This is a genomic window from Mesorhizobium sp. WSM4976, assembly GCF_029625685.1.
In the GTDB taxonomy this organism is placed as follows: Bacteria; Pseudomonadota; Alphaproteobacteria; order Rhizobiales; family Rhizobiaceae; genus Mesorhizobium.
The window spans coordinates 15006-30911 of sequence record NZ_JARTVT010000032.1 but is presented as its reverse complement, the minus strand read 5'-3'; the positions used below and the strand labels follow the sequence as shown (position 1 = coordinate 30911).

The 15906-nt window shown below is 63.0% G+C and carries 16 protein-coding genes; 5 read left to right on the top strand and 11 right to left on the bottom strand.

Going from position 1 to position 15906, the window contains the following annotated elements:
• Positions 1-52 precede the first annotated feature (52 nt).
• The 5 genes from tsf to P9272_RS30105 form a co-directional block, all read right to left on the bottom strand.
• Positions 53-973: a translation elongation factor Ts gene (gene tsf, locus P9272_RS30125; protein WP_127880023.1), complete on the bottom strand. Its 921-nt coding sequence runs from the start codon at positions 971-973 to the stop codon at positions 53-55.
• Positions 974-1094: 121 nt separating this feature from the next.
• Positions 1095-1874 (bottom strand): 30S ribosomal protein S2, encoded by a 780-nt coding sequence (rpsB, locus tag P9272_RS30120; RefSeq protein WP_128259114.1) that lies wholly within the window; start codon positions 1872-1874, stop codon positions 1095-1097.
• A 201-nt stretch (positions 1875-2075) separates the two neighbouring features.
• Positions 2076-2354: a DUF4031 domain-containing protein gene (locus P9272_RS30115; protein WP_128259115.1), complete on the bottom strand. Its 279-nt coding sequence runs from the start codon at positions 2352-2354 to the stop codon at positions 2076-2078.
• Positions 2355-2512: 158 nt separating this feature from the next.
• Positions 2513-3301: an alpha/beta hydrolase gene (locus tag P9272_RS30110; protein ID WP_278163484.1), complete on the bottom strand. Its 789-nt coding sequence runs from the start codon at positions 3299-3301 to the stop codon at positions 2513-2515.
• A gap of 269 nt (positions 3302-3570) precedes the next feature.
• Positions 3571-4401 carry a cell envelope integrity EipB family protein gene (locus tag P9272_RS30105; RefSeq protein WP_278163482.1) on the bottom strand — a complete coding sequence of 277 codons (831 nt, stop codon included), beginning with the start codon at positions 4399-4401 and terminating at the stop codon, positions 3571-3573.
• Positions 4402-4540: 139 nt separating this feature from the next.
• Here P9272_RS30105 and P9272_RS30100 point away from each other — a divergent pair, with 139 nt between their 5' ends.
• The 4 genes from P9272_RS30100 to P9272_RS30085 all read left to right on the top strand — a co-directional run bounded on the left by P9272_RS30100 (position 4541) and on the right by P9272_RS30085 (position 7585).
• Positions 4541-5005, top strand: coding sequence for a RidA family protein (locus P9272_RS30100; RefSeq protein WP_112129300.1), 465 nt, complete (start codon positions 4541-4543; stop codon positions 5003-5005).
• A gap of 8 nt (positions 5006-5013) precedes the next feature.
• Positions 5014-5742 carry a glycerophosphodiester phosphodiesterase gene (locus P9272_RS30095; protein ID WP_278163540.1) on the top strand — a complete coding sequence of 243 codons (729 nt, stop codon included), beginning with the start codon at positions 5014-5016 and terminating at the stop codon, positions 5740-5742.
• Positions 5743-5796: 54 nt separating this feature from the next.
• Positions 5797-7011 (top strand): GNAT family N-acetyltransferase, encoded by a 1215-nt coding sequence (locus P9272_RS30090; RefSeq protein ID WP_278163478.1) that lies wholly within the window; start codon positions 5797-5799, stop codon positions 7009-7011.
• A gap of 145 nt (positions 7012-7156) precedes the next feature.
• On the top strand, positions 7157-7585 hold the full coding sequence (locus tag P9272_RS30085; RefSeq protein WP_278163476.1) for an HIT domain-containing protein: 429 nt from the start codon (positions 7157-7159) through the stop codon (positions 7583-7585).
• Between the two features lie 241 nt (positions 7586-7826).
• Here the strand turns inward: P9272_RS30085 and clpA are convergent, their stop codons facing one another.
• The 3 genes from clpA to P9272_RS30070 form a co-directional block, all read right to left on the bottom strand.
• Positions 7827-10292 carry an ATP-dependent Clp protease ATP-binding subunit ClpA gene (clpA, locus tag P9272_RS30080; protein WP_128259122.1) on the bottom strand — a complete coding sequence of 822 codons (2466 nt, stop codon included), beginning with the start codon at positions 10290-10292 and terminating at the stop codon, positions 7827-7829.
• Between the two features lie 6 nt (positions 10293-10298).
• The gene (gene clpS, locus P9272_RS30075; RefSeq protein ID WP_040972327.1) at positions 10299-10625 is read right to left on the bottom strand and encodes an ATP-dependent Clp protease adapter ClpS; all 327 of its coding nucleotides are present in this window, start codon (positions 10623-10625) and stop codon (positions 10299-10301) included.
• Positions 10626-10902: 277 nt separating this feature from the next.
• On the bottom strand, positions 10903-11232 hold the full coding sequence (locus P9272_RS30070) for a phasin family protein (protein ID WP_126100429.1): 330 nt from the start codon (positions 11230-11232) through the stop codon (positions 10903-10905).
• Positions 11233-11520: 288 nt separating this feature from the next.
• Here P9272_RS30070 and P9272_RS30065 point away from each other — a divergent pair, with 288 nt between their 5' ends.
• Positions 11521-12945 (top strand): D-alanyl-D-alanine carboxypeptidase family protein, encoded by a 1425-nt coding sequence (locus tag P9272_RS30065; protein ID WP_278163472.1) that lies wholly within the window; start codon positions 11521-11523, stop codon positions 12943-12945.
• A 45-nt stretch (positions 12946-12990) separates the two neighbouring features.
• Here the strand turns inward: P9272_RS30065 and P9272_RS30060 are convergent, their stop codons facing one another.
• The 3 genes from P9272_RS30060 to P9272_RS30050 form a co-directional block, all read right to left on the bottom strand.
• Positions 12991-13689, bottom strand: coding sequence for a molecular chaperone DnaJ (locus tag P9272_RS30060; RefSeq protein WP_128259124.1), 699 nt, complete (start codon positions 13687-13689; stop codon positions 12991-12993).
• A gap of 123 nt (positions 13690-13812) precedes the next feature.
• On the bottom strand, positions 13813-14250 hold the full coding sequence (locus P9272_RS30055; protein WP_278163470.1) for a DUF1489 family protein: 438 nt from the start codon (positions 14248-14250) through the stop codon (positions 13813-13815).
• An 84-nt stretch (positions 14251-14334) separates the two neighbouring features.
• A complete protein-coding gene (locus P9272_RS30050; protein ID WP_278163468.1) occupies positions 14335-15738 on the bottom strand; it encodes an L-serine ammonia-lyase in 1404 nt (467 codons plus the stop codon).
• Positions 15739-15906 lie beyond the last annotated feature (168 nt).

The following is a 15906-nucleotide window of genomic DNA, read 5'->3' as shown; positions in this document are numbered from 1 at the left end:
CTCGTGAGCTCTTCACCTTCAGGGAAACGCGATGCGCTCCCTCAGATCAGAGCTATTTCTTGACCGCGGCCGCGACTTCCGCCGCGAAATCGGTCGTTTCCTTCTCGATGCCTTCGCCCAGCGCGTAACGCAGATAGGCCGTGATCTTCGCCGGAGCGCCGATCTCCTTCTCGGCATCCTTCAGCGCCTTCTCGACGGTGATGTCAGGATTGAGCACGAAGGCCTGCTTCAAGAGCACGACCTCTTCGTAGAACTTGCGCAGGCGGCCCTCGACCATCTTCTCGATGATGGCTTCCGGCTTGCCCGACTGGCGCGCCTGGTCGGAGAAGATCGCCTTCTCGCGCTCGACCAGCGCCGGGTCGACTTCCTCCGCGGAAAGCGCGACCGGGTTGCTGGCAGCGACATGCATCGCGACCTGGCGGGCAAAGGCGTTGGCCGCATGCTCGTTGCCGGTCGTCTCGATCGCGACCAGGACACCGAGCTTGCCGAGGCCGTCCGCAACCGCATTGTGGACATAGGTCGCCACCGCGCCATGCGGCACGGTGAGCTTCGCCGAGCGGCGGAAACCCATATTCTCGCCGATGGTGCCGACCGCGTCCTTGATGGTGTCGGTGACCGACTTGTCGGAGCCCGGATACTTGGCAGCAGCCACGGCCTCCGTCGTGCCATAGGCCAGCGCGACCTTGGCGACGTTGGCGACGATCTCCTGGAAGGCCGCGTTGCGGGCGACGAAGTCGGTCTCGGAATTGACTTCGACGACAGCGGCTTCACGCACGCCGGAATCGACGCCGATCAGGCCCTCGGCGGCGGTGCGTCCGGCCTTCTTGTCGGCCTTCGAGATACCCTTCTTGCGCAGCCAGTCGACGGCCGCTTCCATGTCGCCGTTGGTCTCGTTCAACGCCGCCTTGCAGTCCATCATGCCCGCGCCCGTCAAGTCGCGGAGTTCTTTGACCTGTGCAGCCGAAATCGTCATTGTCGCCTCTTTGTCTCAAATGCGCCGACGCACCAACCGGGACTCGGGTGATGCGCTCGGCAAAAGCGCTTTAGCGCGCCAACTTATTGGAAAGATGAAGCCCGGGTCCCCGCCTTCAATATCAAGCTTCCGGAGCTTCGCTGGCCGGAGCGTCGAGCGCCGGCTCGACCGGAGCCTCGGCCGAAGCACCGATATCGACGCCGAGCGCGCCCTGCTGGCGGGCGATGCCGTCGATGGCAGCCTTGGCGATCAGGTCGCAATAGAGCTGGATGGCGCGGGCCGCGTCGTCATTGCCGGGGATCGGGAAGTCGATCTTGTCCGGGTCGCAGTTCGAATCGATGATGGCCACCACCGGGATGCCGAGACGCTTGGCCTCGAGGATGGCGATCGCTTCCTTGTTGGTGTCGATGACGAACATCAGGTCCGGCGTCGAGCCCATGTCCTTGATGCCGCCGAGAGCCTTGTTGAGCTTCTCGCGCTCGCGGTCGAGGTTCAGGCGCTCCTTCTTGGTGAGGCCCTGGGCCTCGCCGGCCAGCGTCTCGTCGAGCTTGCGCAGGCGCTGGATCGAGTTCGAGATCGTCTTCCAGTTGGTGAGCATGCCGCCCAGCCAGCGCGAGTTGACATAATACTGGGCCGAGCGCTGCGCGGCGTCGGCAACGATGTCGGAGGCCTGGCGCTTGGTGCCGACGAACAGCACGCGGCCGCCCTTGGCGACGGTGTCGGACACCTGCTTCAACGCCTGGTGCAGCAGCGGGACCGTCTGCGACAGGTCGATGATGTGGATGTTGTTGCGGGCGCCATAGATGTAGGGCGCCATCTTCGGGTTCCAGCGATGAGTCTGGTGGCCGAAGTGAGCACCAGCTTCCAAAAGCTGGCGCATGCTGAAATCTGGCAGAGCCATTCTTTAGTTCCTTTCCGGTTGGCCTCCACGGACACAGGCATTTCGGACAGGATGTCCTGATGCCACCGGAGGTTTCAGCCGGATTTCTCCCGGCAGACACCAAAGTCCGTGTGTGGAATGAGCGCGCATATAGAGGGGAAGTCCGATAAACGCAAGGCGAAGGCCAGAAAACGCCCAGACCTGCGGCGATCGGCCCAAATCTCAGCGTTTTAGCTTGCCGTTCGGCACCCTGACGCGGCGAAAGATCGCGACGATTTCCTCGCGGCTGCATTCGACGGCGCCGAGCCGAACCGCGCGGTCGCGCTCGAAGCCGGTGATGTCGTAATGTGGTGCCGAGGTCTTTGGCGGTCCTTGATAGGAGGAAAGCTTGAGCCCGAGCTCGGTGGCGAAGCGGTGCAATTCGTCCGTATTGTCGGCGAGCAGATGGCACCAGCGATGGCCGGCCCACTTCCAGATCGCCGCATCGACATAGACCGCCATCAGGCTCGCCGCACTTGCTGATGCCGATACATGGCGTGCCGACGCCGAGCGCGCAAGCCCAGCCGCCCGCGGGCCTCAGTACGCTGCACCTCTCCCCCCTTTTGTTGCTTTTGTTGGGAGGGGGAGGCAACGCAATCGCATGCAAGCTGATTATCGCCTCACCCCTGCCCGTCGCCACGTGCGGCGGCGATGATGAGATCGGCGACCTCCTTCGCGTGTGACACCAATGAAAGATGGCCAGCGTCAAGTTCCACGGTGATCGCCCTCATGCGCGCGGCGAGGAAACGCTCGAGATCAGGATTGATGGTCTCATCATGCTTCGACACCGCGTACCAGGACGGCTTTGCACGCCATGCGGCCTCGGTGGTGCGGCCGGCAAACAAGGTGGCTGCGGTCGGTTGCTGCTCGGCATAGAGCACCTCGGCCTGCGCATGCGGCACGCCGTTGGCGAAGTGCTTGAGGAAGGCATCTTCCGACAACGTCGTGAAACCGTCGCGGGTTTGCACACCCGCGCGCACTGGGCCGGTGGGAAACTTTGCCGACAGCGCGACGAAGTCCTCGTTCGCGTCAGGTGCGCGGGCCGCGATATAGACGAGGCCGGTCACCTTGGGATCGGTGCCGACCTGGCTGATGACCGTGCCGCCCCAGGAATGGGCGACGAGCAGCGTTGGCCCATCCTGCTGCGCCACGACACGGCGGGTTTCAGCGACAGAGTCACTCAGCGTGGTCAACGGATTCTGCACCGCCGTCACGTGCAGGCCCGCAGCCTGCAGCCTTGCGATGACCTCGCTCCAGCTCGAACCATCGGCCCAGGCGCCGTGCACCAGAACGACATTGTGAGCTCTAACGGTTTGGTTGCCCTGCGCGCTGGCGATTGAAGACGCGGCCCATGCGAGGGCGGCCGCGACAGCGAATTTGGCGAATTTCGCCCGTGAGATTGCGAACATGATGAAACTCCGAGGGAAAGAGGGGGCGCGAATGGCCGGCACACCGGTTCTTTCGCAAGGGCCGCGCTGGGCGTTACCAGCGCTCACGCGCAAGTGATGAGCGGGGGCACAAGCAGCCGCAATACTGGATGTTTCCCGCGGGCTTGAGATCATTCCAGCCGACGCAGCTCGGCGCAGCTGAGATGAAGAGGTGCACCGCCTGCACGCGACGCCTATTTTGTGTGTGTCCCGCTACGACGTGAGCCAGTATTGCCTGCGTGAGTCCGATGCTATTTCGACGCCGGGCAAGGCTTGGTCTGGTCGAATAGCGACAGGTTCACCAGCTTGCCGGTCATCGAGAAGTCGCCATAGTCCATGACGAGGTCGCGGGTGATGCCGTTCTCGTGCAGCTTGAAGCTAATCCGGTATTCCGGCACCTCTTCGCCGCTTTTGTCGGTATCGTCGAAATAGGCGATGTCGACCGGCCAGTATTTGTCCGAGGCCAGCTTGGCCAGCGCCGGCGCTTCCGGATCCGTCTTGTCGGATTCGGTCTTCTTGCCGACGATGACGGTGGTGCTCATCACCTTGTTGGCGTCCTCGGAGCCATCGAACAGATTTGTCTGGTAGAAATTCTCGCCCTTTTCGGCCTTGCCGATCAACTCGACCAGATGCTGGGTCGGGAATTGCGTGGCCGCAAGCTCGAGGCTACTTTTCTCGGGCTTGTCGATATCGACCTTGAGGCCCTTCGGTTCCCTCGTGGCCACCCCCTTCACTTCTTTGTCGAGGTTCTGGTCGACGAAGGATTTCGTCACGAAGGAAAAGGTCTTGCCTTCGGCATCCTCGAAAGTCGTCGTCTGCTGGTCGGTAAGCCTGGTGTTGTCGTTGGTGACGATCTGGGTGACGAAGCGAAACTTGACCGTGTAGCCCTCGCAAGCAGAGCCGTTGAACTCATAGACCATGCGGCCGGTGATGCCCGTGATGCCCGAACGGTCGGAGGCCTTGTTGAGCGTCAGATCGTAGACGGCGCGATGCGCCTGCAGCGCGGGCACCGCAAAGGCCGGCGCCATTGGGAACACCGCAGAAAGACAGGCAGCGGCAAGAAAAAGGCGCGTTGCGCGCATACGTTGCTCCGATCGTCGCGGCCGCGAGACAGGCCGCAGGGAAAGATGGTCCAGCTTAAAAAAAGTCGTGGCGGAAGCGAGGCAAAAATAGCAATTTCGGCCCGGCCAACGCGGCGTCTTCCAGCAATAGGGAAAACCAATGAGCGAAACAATCGAAAAGCGGCTAAGCGATCTGGGCGTCACCATCCCGGCAGCCGCCGCGCCCGCCGCCAACTACGTGCCCTATTGCCGCACCGGCAACACGCTCTTCACCGCCGGCCAGCTGCCGCTGAAGGACGGCAAGCTGCAGGCAAGCGGGCTGCTCGGCCGCGACATCGACACGGCGGGAGGCAAGGAAGGCGCCAAATTCTGCGCCATCAACATCCTGGCGCAGGCCAAGGCAGCCCTCGGCGATCTCGAGAAGATCCGGCGTCTGGTCAAGATCACTGTCTTCGTCGCTTCGGCACCTGATTTCGTCGAGCAGCATCTTGTCGCCAACGGCGCCTCCGACTTCCTGGTCGCGGCGCTGGGCGAGCGCGGCAAGCACGCCCGCTCCGCCGTCGGCACCGCCTCGCTGCCGCTCAACGCCGCGGTCGAGATCGAAGCGATCTTCGAAGTCGAGTGATGCCCAACATGACCGATCTCTCCTGGCTGATTGCCCGCCCTGTCGCGCATCGCGGCTTCCACGACATGAACAAGGCCCGTTGGGAAAACACGTTGTCGGCCTTCGGCGCGGCGGCCGAGCGCGGCTATGCCATCGAATGCGACGTGCATATCTCGTCCGACGGCATCCCGGTGATCATCCATGACAGCGATCTGAAACGCTTGACCGGCCAGGACGGCTTTGTCTGGCAGCGCACAGCGGCCGAGCTGGCGACGCTCAAGATCGGGAGCACCAAGGACCATGTGCCCACACTGCAGGAAGCGCTCGACCTGATCGACGGCCGGGTGCCGCTGGTGGTCGAGCTGAAGGGCGTTCCCGGTCACGACGCGGGCCTGGTGGCAAGCGTCGGCCGTCTGCTCAAGCGCTACAAGGGCAAGGTGGCGATCATGTCGTTCGATCACTGGCTGATCCGCGACTTCGCCAAGGACGCGCCGGGCATCCCTGGCGGGCTGACCGCTTACGGCACGGAGAACCAGCTGATCGAGGCGCATTTCGCCATGCTGGCGCACGACCTCGCCTTTACCTCCTACGCCGCCGGCGATCTGCCGAACCCCTTTGTCAGCTTCGTGCGCGAAAAGCTGAAGATGCCTGTCATCACCTGGACCGTGCATGACCAGCCGGCGGTCGACCTCACCTTCAAATATGCCGACCAGATGACCTTCGAGGGTTTCGAGCCAGACCTGGTGAAGGTCGCCTGAGGAATGCCCCGAAACGTGACTTGCAGCGACCTTGAGGACGCTTAAATAAGCCCCATGGATCAAGGCGACGACGACGATGGACGGGCAGCGAACGCGGAATATGCGATCCGCGTCGCGGCAGGCATCGGCGCGTTCACCTGCGAGGAATGGGACGCCTTTGCCGGGACCACGCGCAGTGATAAAGAAAGCGGCTACAACCCGCTGGTTTCATTCGCCTTTCTGAGCGCCCTGGAAGATTCCGGCTGCGCCGTCCGGCGCACCGGCTGGCAGGGCCATCACCTGCGGCTGGAAACGGCGCAAGGCAGGCTTCTCGGCGCTGTTCCTTGCTATCTCAAATCGCACAGTCAGGGCGAATATGTCTTCGACCATGGCTGGTCGGACGCCTTCGAGCGCGCCGGAGGCCGCTATTACCCAAAGCTGCAATGCTCGGTGCCGTTCACGCCGGTCACCGGCCCTCGCCTGCTGGTCAGCAAAGGCGAGGACGCAGGCGCCGTGAAGGCCGGCCTGGCGGAGGGGTTGAAACTCGTGACCGACAAGCTCGGCGTCTCTTCTGCGCATGTCACCTTCGCAAACGAGCCCGATGTCGCGACGCTGGAGGCGGCGGGGTTCCTGCATCGCACCGACCAGCAGTTCCATTTCTTCAACGAAGGCTTTTCGACCTATGACGACTTCCTCGCCACGCTTGCCTCACGCAAGCGCAAGGCGATGAAGAAGGAGCGCCGCGAGGCGCTTGCCGACGGCATCTCTATCGATTGGCTGACCGGCAAGGAGATCACCGAAACCGCCTGGGACGACTTCTTCGCCTTCTACATGGATACCGGCGGCCGCAAATGGGGCCGGCCCTATCTCAATCGGCAGTTCTTCTCGCTGATCGGCGAGCGCATGGCCGACGATATTCTTCTGGTGATGGCCAAGCGCAATGGCCGCTACATTGCCGGCGCAATCAACTTCATCGGTTCCGACGCGCTCTACGGCCGCAACTGGGGCTGCATCGAGGATCACCCCTTCCTGCATTTCGAGGTCTGCTATCACCAGGCCATCGACTTTGCCATCGAGCGCAAGCTGAAGGTGGTGGAGGCAGGCGCGCAGGGCGAGCACAAGCTGGCGCGCGGCTACCGGCCGGTGACCATGCATTCGGCGCACTACATTTCGCATCCCGGCTTGCGCAACGCCGTCGCCGACTATCTCAGGCGCGAGCGCCGCGAGGTCGAGCGCATGGGCGAATATCTCGGAGAGCACACGCCCTTCCGCAAGGATCTGGGGGAATAAGCTCTCACGGTCAGTGGCTTCCGGCAAATGCCGGCGCTCATGCAGTAGAGGGCGTGCGTTACCGGATCATGGATATCGCCCGAGCGCCTTGCCGCCCACCCGCGGCTTCGCTACACCGGACGGCGAATGCAATTGGGAGTGCCCCATGGCCGAAGCCTATGATCCCGGCAACATTTTCGCGAAAATCCTGCGCGGCGAGATTCCCTCGCACCGCGTCTATGAGGACGACGCGGTCGTCGCGTTCATGGATGTGATGCCGCAAGGCTCGGGGCACACGCTGGTGGTGCCCAAGGCGCCGTCGCGCAACATGCTCGACGCCGATCCGGCAACGTTCGGACCATTGTTTGGCGTCGTGCAGAAGGTTGCGGTCGCGGTGAAAAAGGCCTTCAACGCCGATGGCGTCACCATCATGCAGTTCAACGAGCCGGCTTCCGGCCAAACCGTCTACCATCTGCATGTCCACGTCATCCCGCGCTTCGAGGGCGTCCCCTTGAAGCCGCATTCCGGCCAGATGGAGAAGCCGGAGGTGCTGGCCGAGAACGCCGGCAAGATCCGGACGGCGCTGGGAAGCTGAGCCAGCCTTCGGCCCGGTTCCTGCGCCCGACCCGTTCAAAAGAAGAGAGCTCCGTCACGGGCCCAGGCCGCTGCCAAACCTCCAGCGGGCAAAATAGCCTCAGATTCACGGAACGTCACAGATTCAGACCGTGAACAGATCGGAATCAAAACCCCTCGATTTTGACTGCTGCCAAAAATCGAGGGATTTGTAAAATCTGAGCCCCGTCACCGGGGCTCTTTGTATTCGTATGAAGGGCCGATCAGCCCTTGCGCGGCAGTTGCGGCACAAGGCTGCGCTTGTTCCCGTCCTTGCCCTTCGGCTCCGGCTTCTGCGCCACGGCCTTCTTGGTCGCAGGCTTCTTGGCCACCGCCTTCTTCGGCTTCGGCGCGTCTTCCGGCTCTTCTTTCTTCGGCTGCACCGGCGACTCGTCGGCGAGCGATTCGAGCTTCAGGCCGGACTCGCCGGTTTCCTTCTTCTCGACGGTGACGCGCACCGTGCCGCCCTTCTTGAGCTTGCCGAACAGCACTTCATCGGCCAACGGCTTCTTGATGTGCTCCTGGATGACGCGGCCGAGCGGACGCGCGCCCATGCGCTCGTCGTAGCCCTTGTCGGCCAGCCAGGCGATCGCGTCCGGCGACAGGTCGAAGGTGACGCCACGCTCGGAAAGCTGGGCCTCGAGTTGCATGACGAACTTCTGCACCACCTGATGGATCACAGGCACTGGCAGCGAGCCGAACGGGATGATCGCGTCGAGACGATTGCGGAACTCCGGCGTGAACAGCCGGTTTATCGCCTCGACATCATCGCCCTCGCGCTTGGTCGAGCCGAAGCCGATCGCCGCGCGTTGCGCATCGGACGCGCCCGCATTGGTGGTCATGATCAGGATCACGTTGCGGAAGTCGATCTGCTTGCCGTTATGGTCGGTCAGCTTGCCGTGGTCCATGACCTGCAACAGGATGTTGAACAGGTCCGGATGCGCCTTCTCGACCTCGTCGAGCAGCAGCACGCAGTGCGGATGCTGGTCCACGCCATCGGTCAGAAGACCGCCCTGGTCGAAACCAACATAGCCGGGAGGCGCGCCAATCAGCCGCGAGACGGTGTGGCGTTCCATATATTCCGACATGTCGAAGCGGATCAGCTCGACGCCGAGCGAGGCGGCAAGCTGCTTGGCGACTTCCGTCTTGCCGACGCCGGTCGGACCCGAGAACAGGTAGGAACCGATCGGCTTCTCCGGTTCGCGCAGGCCGGCACGCGCCAGCTTGATCGCCGAGGTCAGCGCGGTGATGGCGGTATCCTGGCCATAGACGACGCGCTTCAGCTCGACATCGAGCCCCTGCAGCACCTTCTCGTCATCCGCCGAGACCGTCTTCGGCGGGATGCGCGCCATGGTGGCGATCGTCGCCTCGATCTCCTTGATGCCGATCGTCTTCTTGCGCTTGGCCTCAGGCACCAGCATCTGCGAGGCGCCGGTCTCGTCAATCACGTCGATCGCCTTGTCCGGCAGCTTGCGGTCGTTGATGTAGCGGGCCGATAGCTCGACCGAGGCCTTGATCGCCTCCGTCGTGTAGCGGACCTTATGGAACTCCTCGAAATAGGGCTTCAGGCCCTTCATGATCTCGATGGCGTCCTCGATCGTCGGCTCGTTGACGTCGATCTTCTGGAAGCGCCGCACCAAAGCGCGGTCCTTTTCGAAGAACTGGCGGAACTCCTTGTAGGTGGTCGAGCCAATGCAGCGGATAGCGCCAGACGATAGCGCCGGCTTCAGGAGGTTCGACGCGTCCATGGCGCCGCCAGAGGTTGCCCCCGCCCCGATCACGGTGTGGATCTCATCGATGAACAACACCGCGCCCGGATAGTCCTCGAGTTCCTTCACGACCTGCTTCAGCCGCTCCTCGAAGTCGCCGCGATAGCGGGTGCCGGCCAACAGCGTGCCCATGTCGAGCGCGAAGATAGTGGCATCCTGCAGCACTTCCGGCACATCGCCCTCGACGATGCGCTTGGCAAGGCCCTCGGCGATCGCGGTCTTGCCGACGCCGGGATCGCCGACATAGAGCGGGTTGTTCTTTGAGCGGCGGCACAGCACCTGGATGGTGCGATTGATCTCGCTGTCGCGACCGATCAGCGGGTCGATCTTGCCGGCGCGCGCCTTGTTGTTGAGGTTGACGCAGTAGGCCGTCAGCGCGTCCTGCTGCTTCTTCTTGCCGTTTTCCTCCTGCGGCTCGGCGCCGTTCTGGCCGCCCTGCTCGTCCTCAGCGCCGCGCGGCGTGCGCGATTCCGAAGCGCCCGGGCGCTTGGCGATGCCGTGCGAGATGTAGTTGACCGCGTCGTAGCGGGTCATCTGCTGTTCCTGCAGGAAATAGGCGGCGTGGCTCTCGCGCTCGGCGAAGATGGCGACCAGCACGTTGGCGCCCGACACCTCCTCGCGGCCGGACGACTGCACATGGATCACGGCGCGCTGGATGACGCGCTGGAAGCCGGCGGTCGGCTTCGAATCCTCATCGTAACCGGTGACGAGATTGTCGAGCTCGGTGTCGATATAGGTGAGAACGGTGTGCTTGAGCTCATCGAGATCGACATTGCAGGCACGCATGACGGCGGCCGCCTCTGTGTCGTCGATCAGGGCGAGCAGCAGATGTTCGAGCGTCGCATACTCGTGATGCCGCTCGTTGGCGAATGTCAGCGCCTGATGTAGCGCCTTTTCCAGGCCTTGGGAGAAAGCCGGCATGTTACCTCACTTCTTCTCCATCACGCATTGCAGCGGATGCTGATTCTGTCGGGCGAAATCCATGACCTGGGACACTTTGGTCTCGGCCACCTCGAATGTGTAGACACCGCACTCGCCCACTCCATGATTGTGAACATGAAGCATGATGCGCGTGGCGGCCTCGCGGTCCTTTTGGAAAAAACGCTCCAGGACGTGAACGACGAACTCCATTGGAGTGTAGTCGTCGTTCAGAATGAGGACCCGGTAGAGACTGGGCTTCTTGGTTTTGGTCTTGGTGCGCGTGATGACAGCGGTACCGCGACCGGGATCGTTGCGGTCCCCGTCACTTTGCATTCGCACCACGCCTGCCGTGGCAGTCAAACCGATCGTCACGTAGTCCAGCCTTTTTGAATCCTCATGCGAGTTCAACATGTAGGTTCTCGATGGCCGATTTTAAGCCCTTCTGTTTAGCTGACAATATGGCTAGGTGGGCAAACCTCAGCGATTTTCTCAATCGTGAATGCGGCAATGTGCATCCGGTTGCGATCGGCCACGAAAAAACCCGGCCGCGCTTCCGCGACCGGGTCCTTTTCACAGGCCGGCTGCCCGTGTCGGGTATGATCCGGCGAAATTACTTCGCCTTGGCGACCACCGATTCGAACGGCTTGTAAGCTTCCTTGGCGAGTTCGGCATAGAGATTGCCGATCTTGCTGGCCTCGGCCACGAAGCTCTCATAGCTCTGCTTGGCGTAATCAGTCTGAATCTCGATGGCCTTCTCGATCGACTTGGCCGCGAACAGCTTCTCGACGGCGGCGCTGCCGGCCTCGAAGCTCTTCTTGGTGTATTCGCCGGCTTCGGTGGCGATCGCCTGCGCGCCCTTGGTGAGCGAGGCAAAGCTCTTCAGCCCGGTGTCGGCAAACTCCTTGCCGTATTTCGTGAAGTCCTCATAGGTCTGGGTCATTTCATGCTTCCCTTGGTTGAAACGCCCTTTTTGCCCCGGGCGCCCTTGTGCAATGCACCTTAGTATATTGTGCGATGCACAAAAGTCAAGAATCCCTTGTTGCGCAGGCGCTCCAGCGCCGCCGGCCAGTAAAATTCGATTAAAGAGAAGCTCGATTTGCCGAAAAATGGTGAACGCGGCGGTTACCATAAACGGATTGGTAACGCTGACCGCGCTAACTTGGCTGGAAGCGAGGCAGGCACTCCCGTAGCCGCCTCCGGGGCAACGAAAATTTCAGGGTAAGTAACGGTGCGTCAGGCGTTGTCGGGGCTGGTCTCCAAATCCTCATTCTCCTTCAAGGCAGTCATGGTCGCCGCGCTGGCGATGACGATCATCGCCGCCGATGTCGCGTCGGCCCTTGCCGCAAAGTCCGCAGCTATTGTCGTGGATGCCAAGACCGGCAAGGTGCTTTATTCGGCTGACGCCAATGGCCGGCGCTACCCCGCTTCGCTCACCAAGATGATGACGCTCTACCTCACCTTCGAGGCATTGGCGAAGGGCCGGATCAGCAAGAACACGCCGGTTCCGTTTTCCGCGCATGCCTCCGCCGAGGCGCCGACCAAGCTTGGCGTGCGCCCAGGCGGTTCGGTGCCGGTCGAGACCGCTATTCTCTCGATCGTGACGAAATCGGCCAACGACTCGGCAACCGCGCTCGGCGAGATGCTCGGCGGCAGCGAAGAGAATTTCGCCCGCATGATGACCGCCAAGGCGCGCCAGCTCGGCATGAACGGCACCGTCTTCCGCAACGCCAACGGTCTGCCTGACCCGGGTCAGTTCACCACGGCGCATGACATGGCGATGCTGGGCATCGCACTGCGCGAGCACTTCCCGCAATATTACAGCTATTTCTCGCAGCGCTCGTTCCTGTATGGTCGCCAGCGCATCAACGGCCACAACCGCCTGCTTGGCCGCATCAAAGGCGTCGACGGCATCAAGACCGGCTACACCCGCGCCTCGGGCTACAATCTCGTCTCCTCCGTCGCCGACGGCGACCGCCGCCTCGTCGCGGTGGTGATGGGCGGCGCTTCCGGCCGCAGCCGCGACAACCAGATGGCTGCGCTGATCACCACCTATCTGCCGCGCGCCTCGACGCGCGGCGGCGGCGACCTCATCGCCAAGGGCAACGACACCCCGATCAAGACGCTGGCGAAGGTCTTTTTGCCCAAGCATGACGCACCGACTCCGGATGAAAAGCCGGCGACGGACGATACTGTAGTTGCCTCGGCCGATGACGTCCGGGACGACACCCAGCAGGTCGCCGAAGAGACGAAGCCAGTGATCCAGGTCAAGAAGGTGAAGACGGTTGCCGTGGCTGCCATGACGCCGGCTGCCAAGCCGCAGGAGACCACATCGCAGGCGGTCACGGCCTATGCCGAGCCGGCGCCCGCCGCGACGGCGATCGATCCGGTGAAGACGTCGTCGGTGCCGTCCGGCTGGGTGGTTCAGATTGCTTCCTCGCCCACGAAATCCGGAGCGGAGAGCCTTCTCGATCAGACCGCCAAGCAGGCACCGAAGGTCCTGGCCGATGCTTCCGGCTTCACGGTCGCCTTCGACAAGGATGGCACCACCTACTACCGCGCCCGCTTCGGCGGCTTCGGCTCGAAGAATGCCGCCTGGAAGGCCTGCGATGCGCTGAAGCGCAAGAAAATCTCGTGCTACGCCGTCGAGCAATAGGCGGCTGTTCAAATCTCCCGGAAGGTACCGGCGTCGAAGGAGAGACTAATCGTGATTGGAGAGCAGGACGTCCTTGGCTTCATTGATTCGCGCCGCCAGGACAGACGTGCCGCCGACATCGGCGTTCAGGCGCTGCATCAGGCGGCGGTGCGCCTTGCGGATATCCGCCGCGGCGGCCCCCGCTTCAAGACCAAGGACCTTGTAGGCCTCCTCCTTAGTCATGGCGCCCGCACCTGGCGCAACACCCAGCCCTTCGCCACTGTGCGGCTGCGCGTCCTTGCGCCAGACGGGAAAACGGCCGTCAAGATACGTCTCTAGGAGCTGACGGCTCTCCGGATCCGGGCTGAGTTCGCCATGAAGATGGCGCAGATCCGTCAGCCCCATCGCGCCAAGCATCTTGCCTTCATAGCGCCCGGCCAGAACAAGCCCCTCGAGCCTGCCGCTGTCATGGTCGAGGTCCATCTCAAGCGCGGCCGTACGCACCGTCGAGTGTTTGGAAGCGGCGGCCCGAGCCGGCGGACGCCTTGTGCGTATCCAGCCGACCCAGGCGAGGGCCGCAAGCAGAAGCAGCCCGCCGATAAGACTGCGGCCGAAGATCAGCATAGGCGCGCCGACCAGCCCCAGGAAAGCCGGCCCAAGCGACCTGAGGCTATCAGCCATCCTTGCCGCATCCGCGCGCACAAAGAGCAACGCGGCGCCGAAAAGCACCACGAGGATTGCCGCCAATGCGAGGATCACGCCCATCGGTTTGCGCCGCCATACGGATGACTGAGCATGGAAATAGGATGGGACCTAGGTCCGGCGCTTGCAAGCCCCACGCTAGGCGAGCCGAAGGGCCAGCGCTGGGACGACGATACGCGAGCTGCGTCAGAGCAAACCGAGTTCGGCGAGTTCCAGCCTCAGCTTCGGCGGTATTTCGGCCAGCGCCGCCCTGCCCTTGCCGAGATCGGCCGGCGCATCGGCGGGCTTGAGGTAACGCCATCCCTGGAAAGCGCGGCGCGGCTGCCAGTCGGTGCGCACGACCTCGGAATCGAGCACCAGATGACAGCGGCCGATACCTTCAGCGTCGGTGAAGGGCCTGATCTCGGTGATCAGCTGCCGGCACTGCACGCTGCCCTTGATCACCCAATAGAGCGAGCCGCCATCCGTGATCTCCCTGCCCCGCGTCGGCACCATGCGGGTCGTGTGCCAATGCTCGGCCGGCTCGCCGGCGCGGCGCCGTTCATCTAGGCGGAAGGCGATCCACTCTTCGAGGTCCTCGACGCTGTCGCAGCCGACACACAGTTTTAGAAGATTGAGTGACATGTCCGAAGATTTAGCCGCAAGGGTTGGCGCGTCAACGCCTGGAGAGACTTCTCCACAAGGCCTGCCCGGGGTCTCGACAATTCCTCAGCACTCCACCACGTTCACCGCGAGCCCACCGAGGCTGGTTTCCTTGTACTTCTCGTTCATGTCGAGGCCGGTCTGGCGCATGGTCTCGATCGCGGCGTCGAGCGGCACGAAATGCGTACCGTCGCCCTTGACGGCCAAGGAGGCAGCGGTTACGGCTTTGACCGCGCCCAGCGCGTTGCGCTCGATGCAGGGCACCTGCACCAGGCCGCCGACCGGATCGCAGGTCATGCCGAGATGATGCTCGAGCGCGATCTCGGCGGCATTCTCCACCTGCTCAGGGCTGCCACCCATCACGGCGCACAGGCCGGCGGCGGCCATGGCCGAAGCCGAGCCCACCTCGCCCTGGCAACCGACTTCGGCCCCTGAGATCGAGGCGTTGGACTTGATGATGCCGCCGACGGCGGCGGCTGTCAGCAGGAAGTCGCGGATGCTCGGCTGATCGGCTTCGGGATGGAAATGCAGCCAATAGCGCAGCACCGCCGGCAGCGTGCCGGCGGCGCCATTGGTCGGCGCCGTGACGACGCGGCCGCCGGCGGCGTTCTCCTCGTTGACCGCCATGGCGTAGATCGACAGCCAGTCATTGGCGAGCAAGGGGTTGGGCCGGTTCTGCTGCCACTGTTCCTGCAGCTTGTCGTGCAGTTGCCGCGCGCGGCGACGCACCTTCAGCCCGCCCGGCATGATGCCGTCCTGCGAAAGGCCGCGGTCGATGCAGCCTTTCATGGCGCCCCAGATCGCGTCGAGGCCCGCATCGAGCTCCTCGCGCGACATATGCTTTTCCTCGTTGGCGCGCTTCATCTCGGCGATCGAAAGCCCGCTCTTTGCAGCCATCGCCAGCATCTCGACGGCATTCTTGAAGGGATACGGCACCTTCTTGCCCTCGGTCGTCACCGAGCCCTTGGCCTTCATGCGCTGCAGTTCTTCCTCCGAAACGACGAAGCCGCCACCGATCGAATAATAGATGCGCTTGAGCAGCAGCCGGTCGGATGCGTCATAGGCATAGAAGGCCATGCCGTTGGCATGACCGGTCAGCGGCGTCTTGCGGTCAAGCACGAGGTCCTTGGCGGGATCGAAACGGTATCCGGGATGCCCAGGCGGTGAAATTCGCTTCTCCGCGCCGATGCGGGCGACGATGCCATCAGCCTCGTCCGGATCGACCGTCTGCGGCGTCTGGCCGGCCAGGCCAAGGATGACGGCTCGGTCCGAGCCGTGGCCGATGCCGGTATAGGCCAGCGAGCCATGCAGGCTGGCGCCGATGCGATCGACTTTCACACCCGCCGGGCGTGGCCAGTCGCCGGCCAGGATTTCGTCGAGGAAACGGCGCGCGGCAGTCATCGGGCCCATCGTGTGCGAACTCGACGGCCCGATGCCGATCTTGAACAGGTCGAAAACCGAAAGGAACACGGGGCCGTTGTCTCCTCGAGGCCGATCAAGGCTTACATATAGGAATTCCCGCAATGTTTCCGCTGTTTTGCATGTCGCGGCTCGGCGGCTGCCGACCTTGTTTGCTCCGCCAGCGACATCACCCTGCCTATGCCTCCTGCCCGGTCGAAGCGCCGGCTTCGCCTGTGT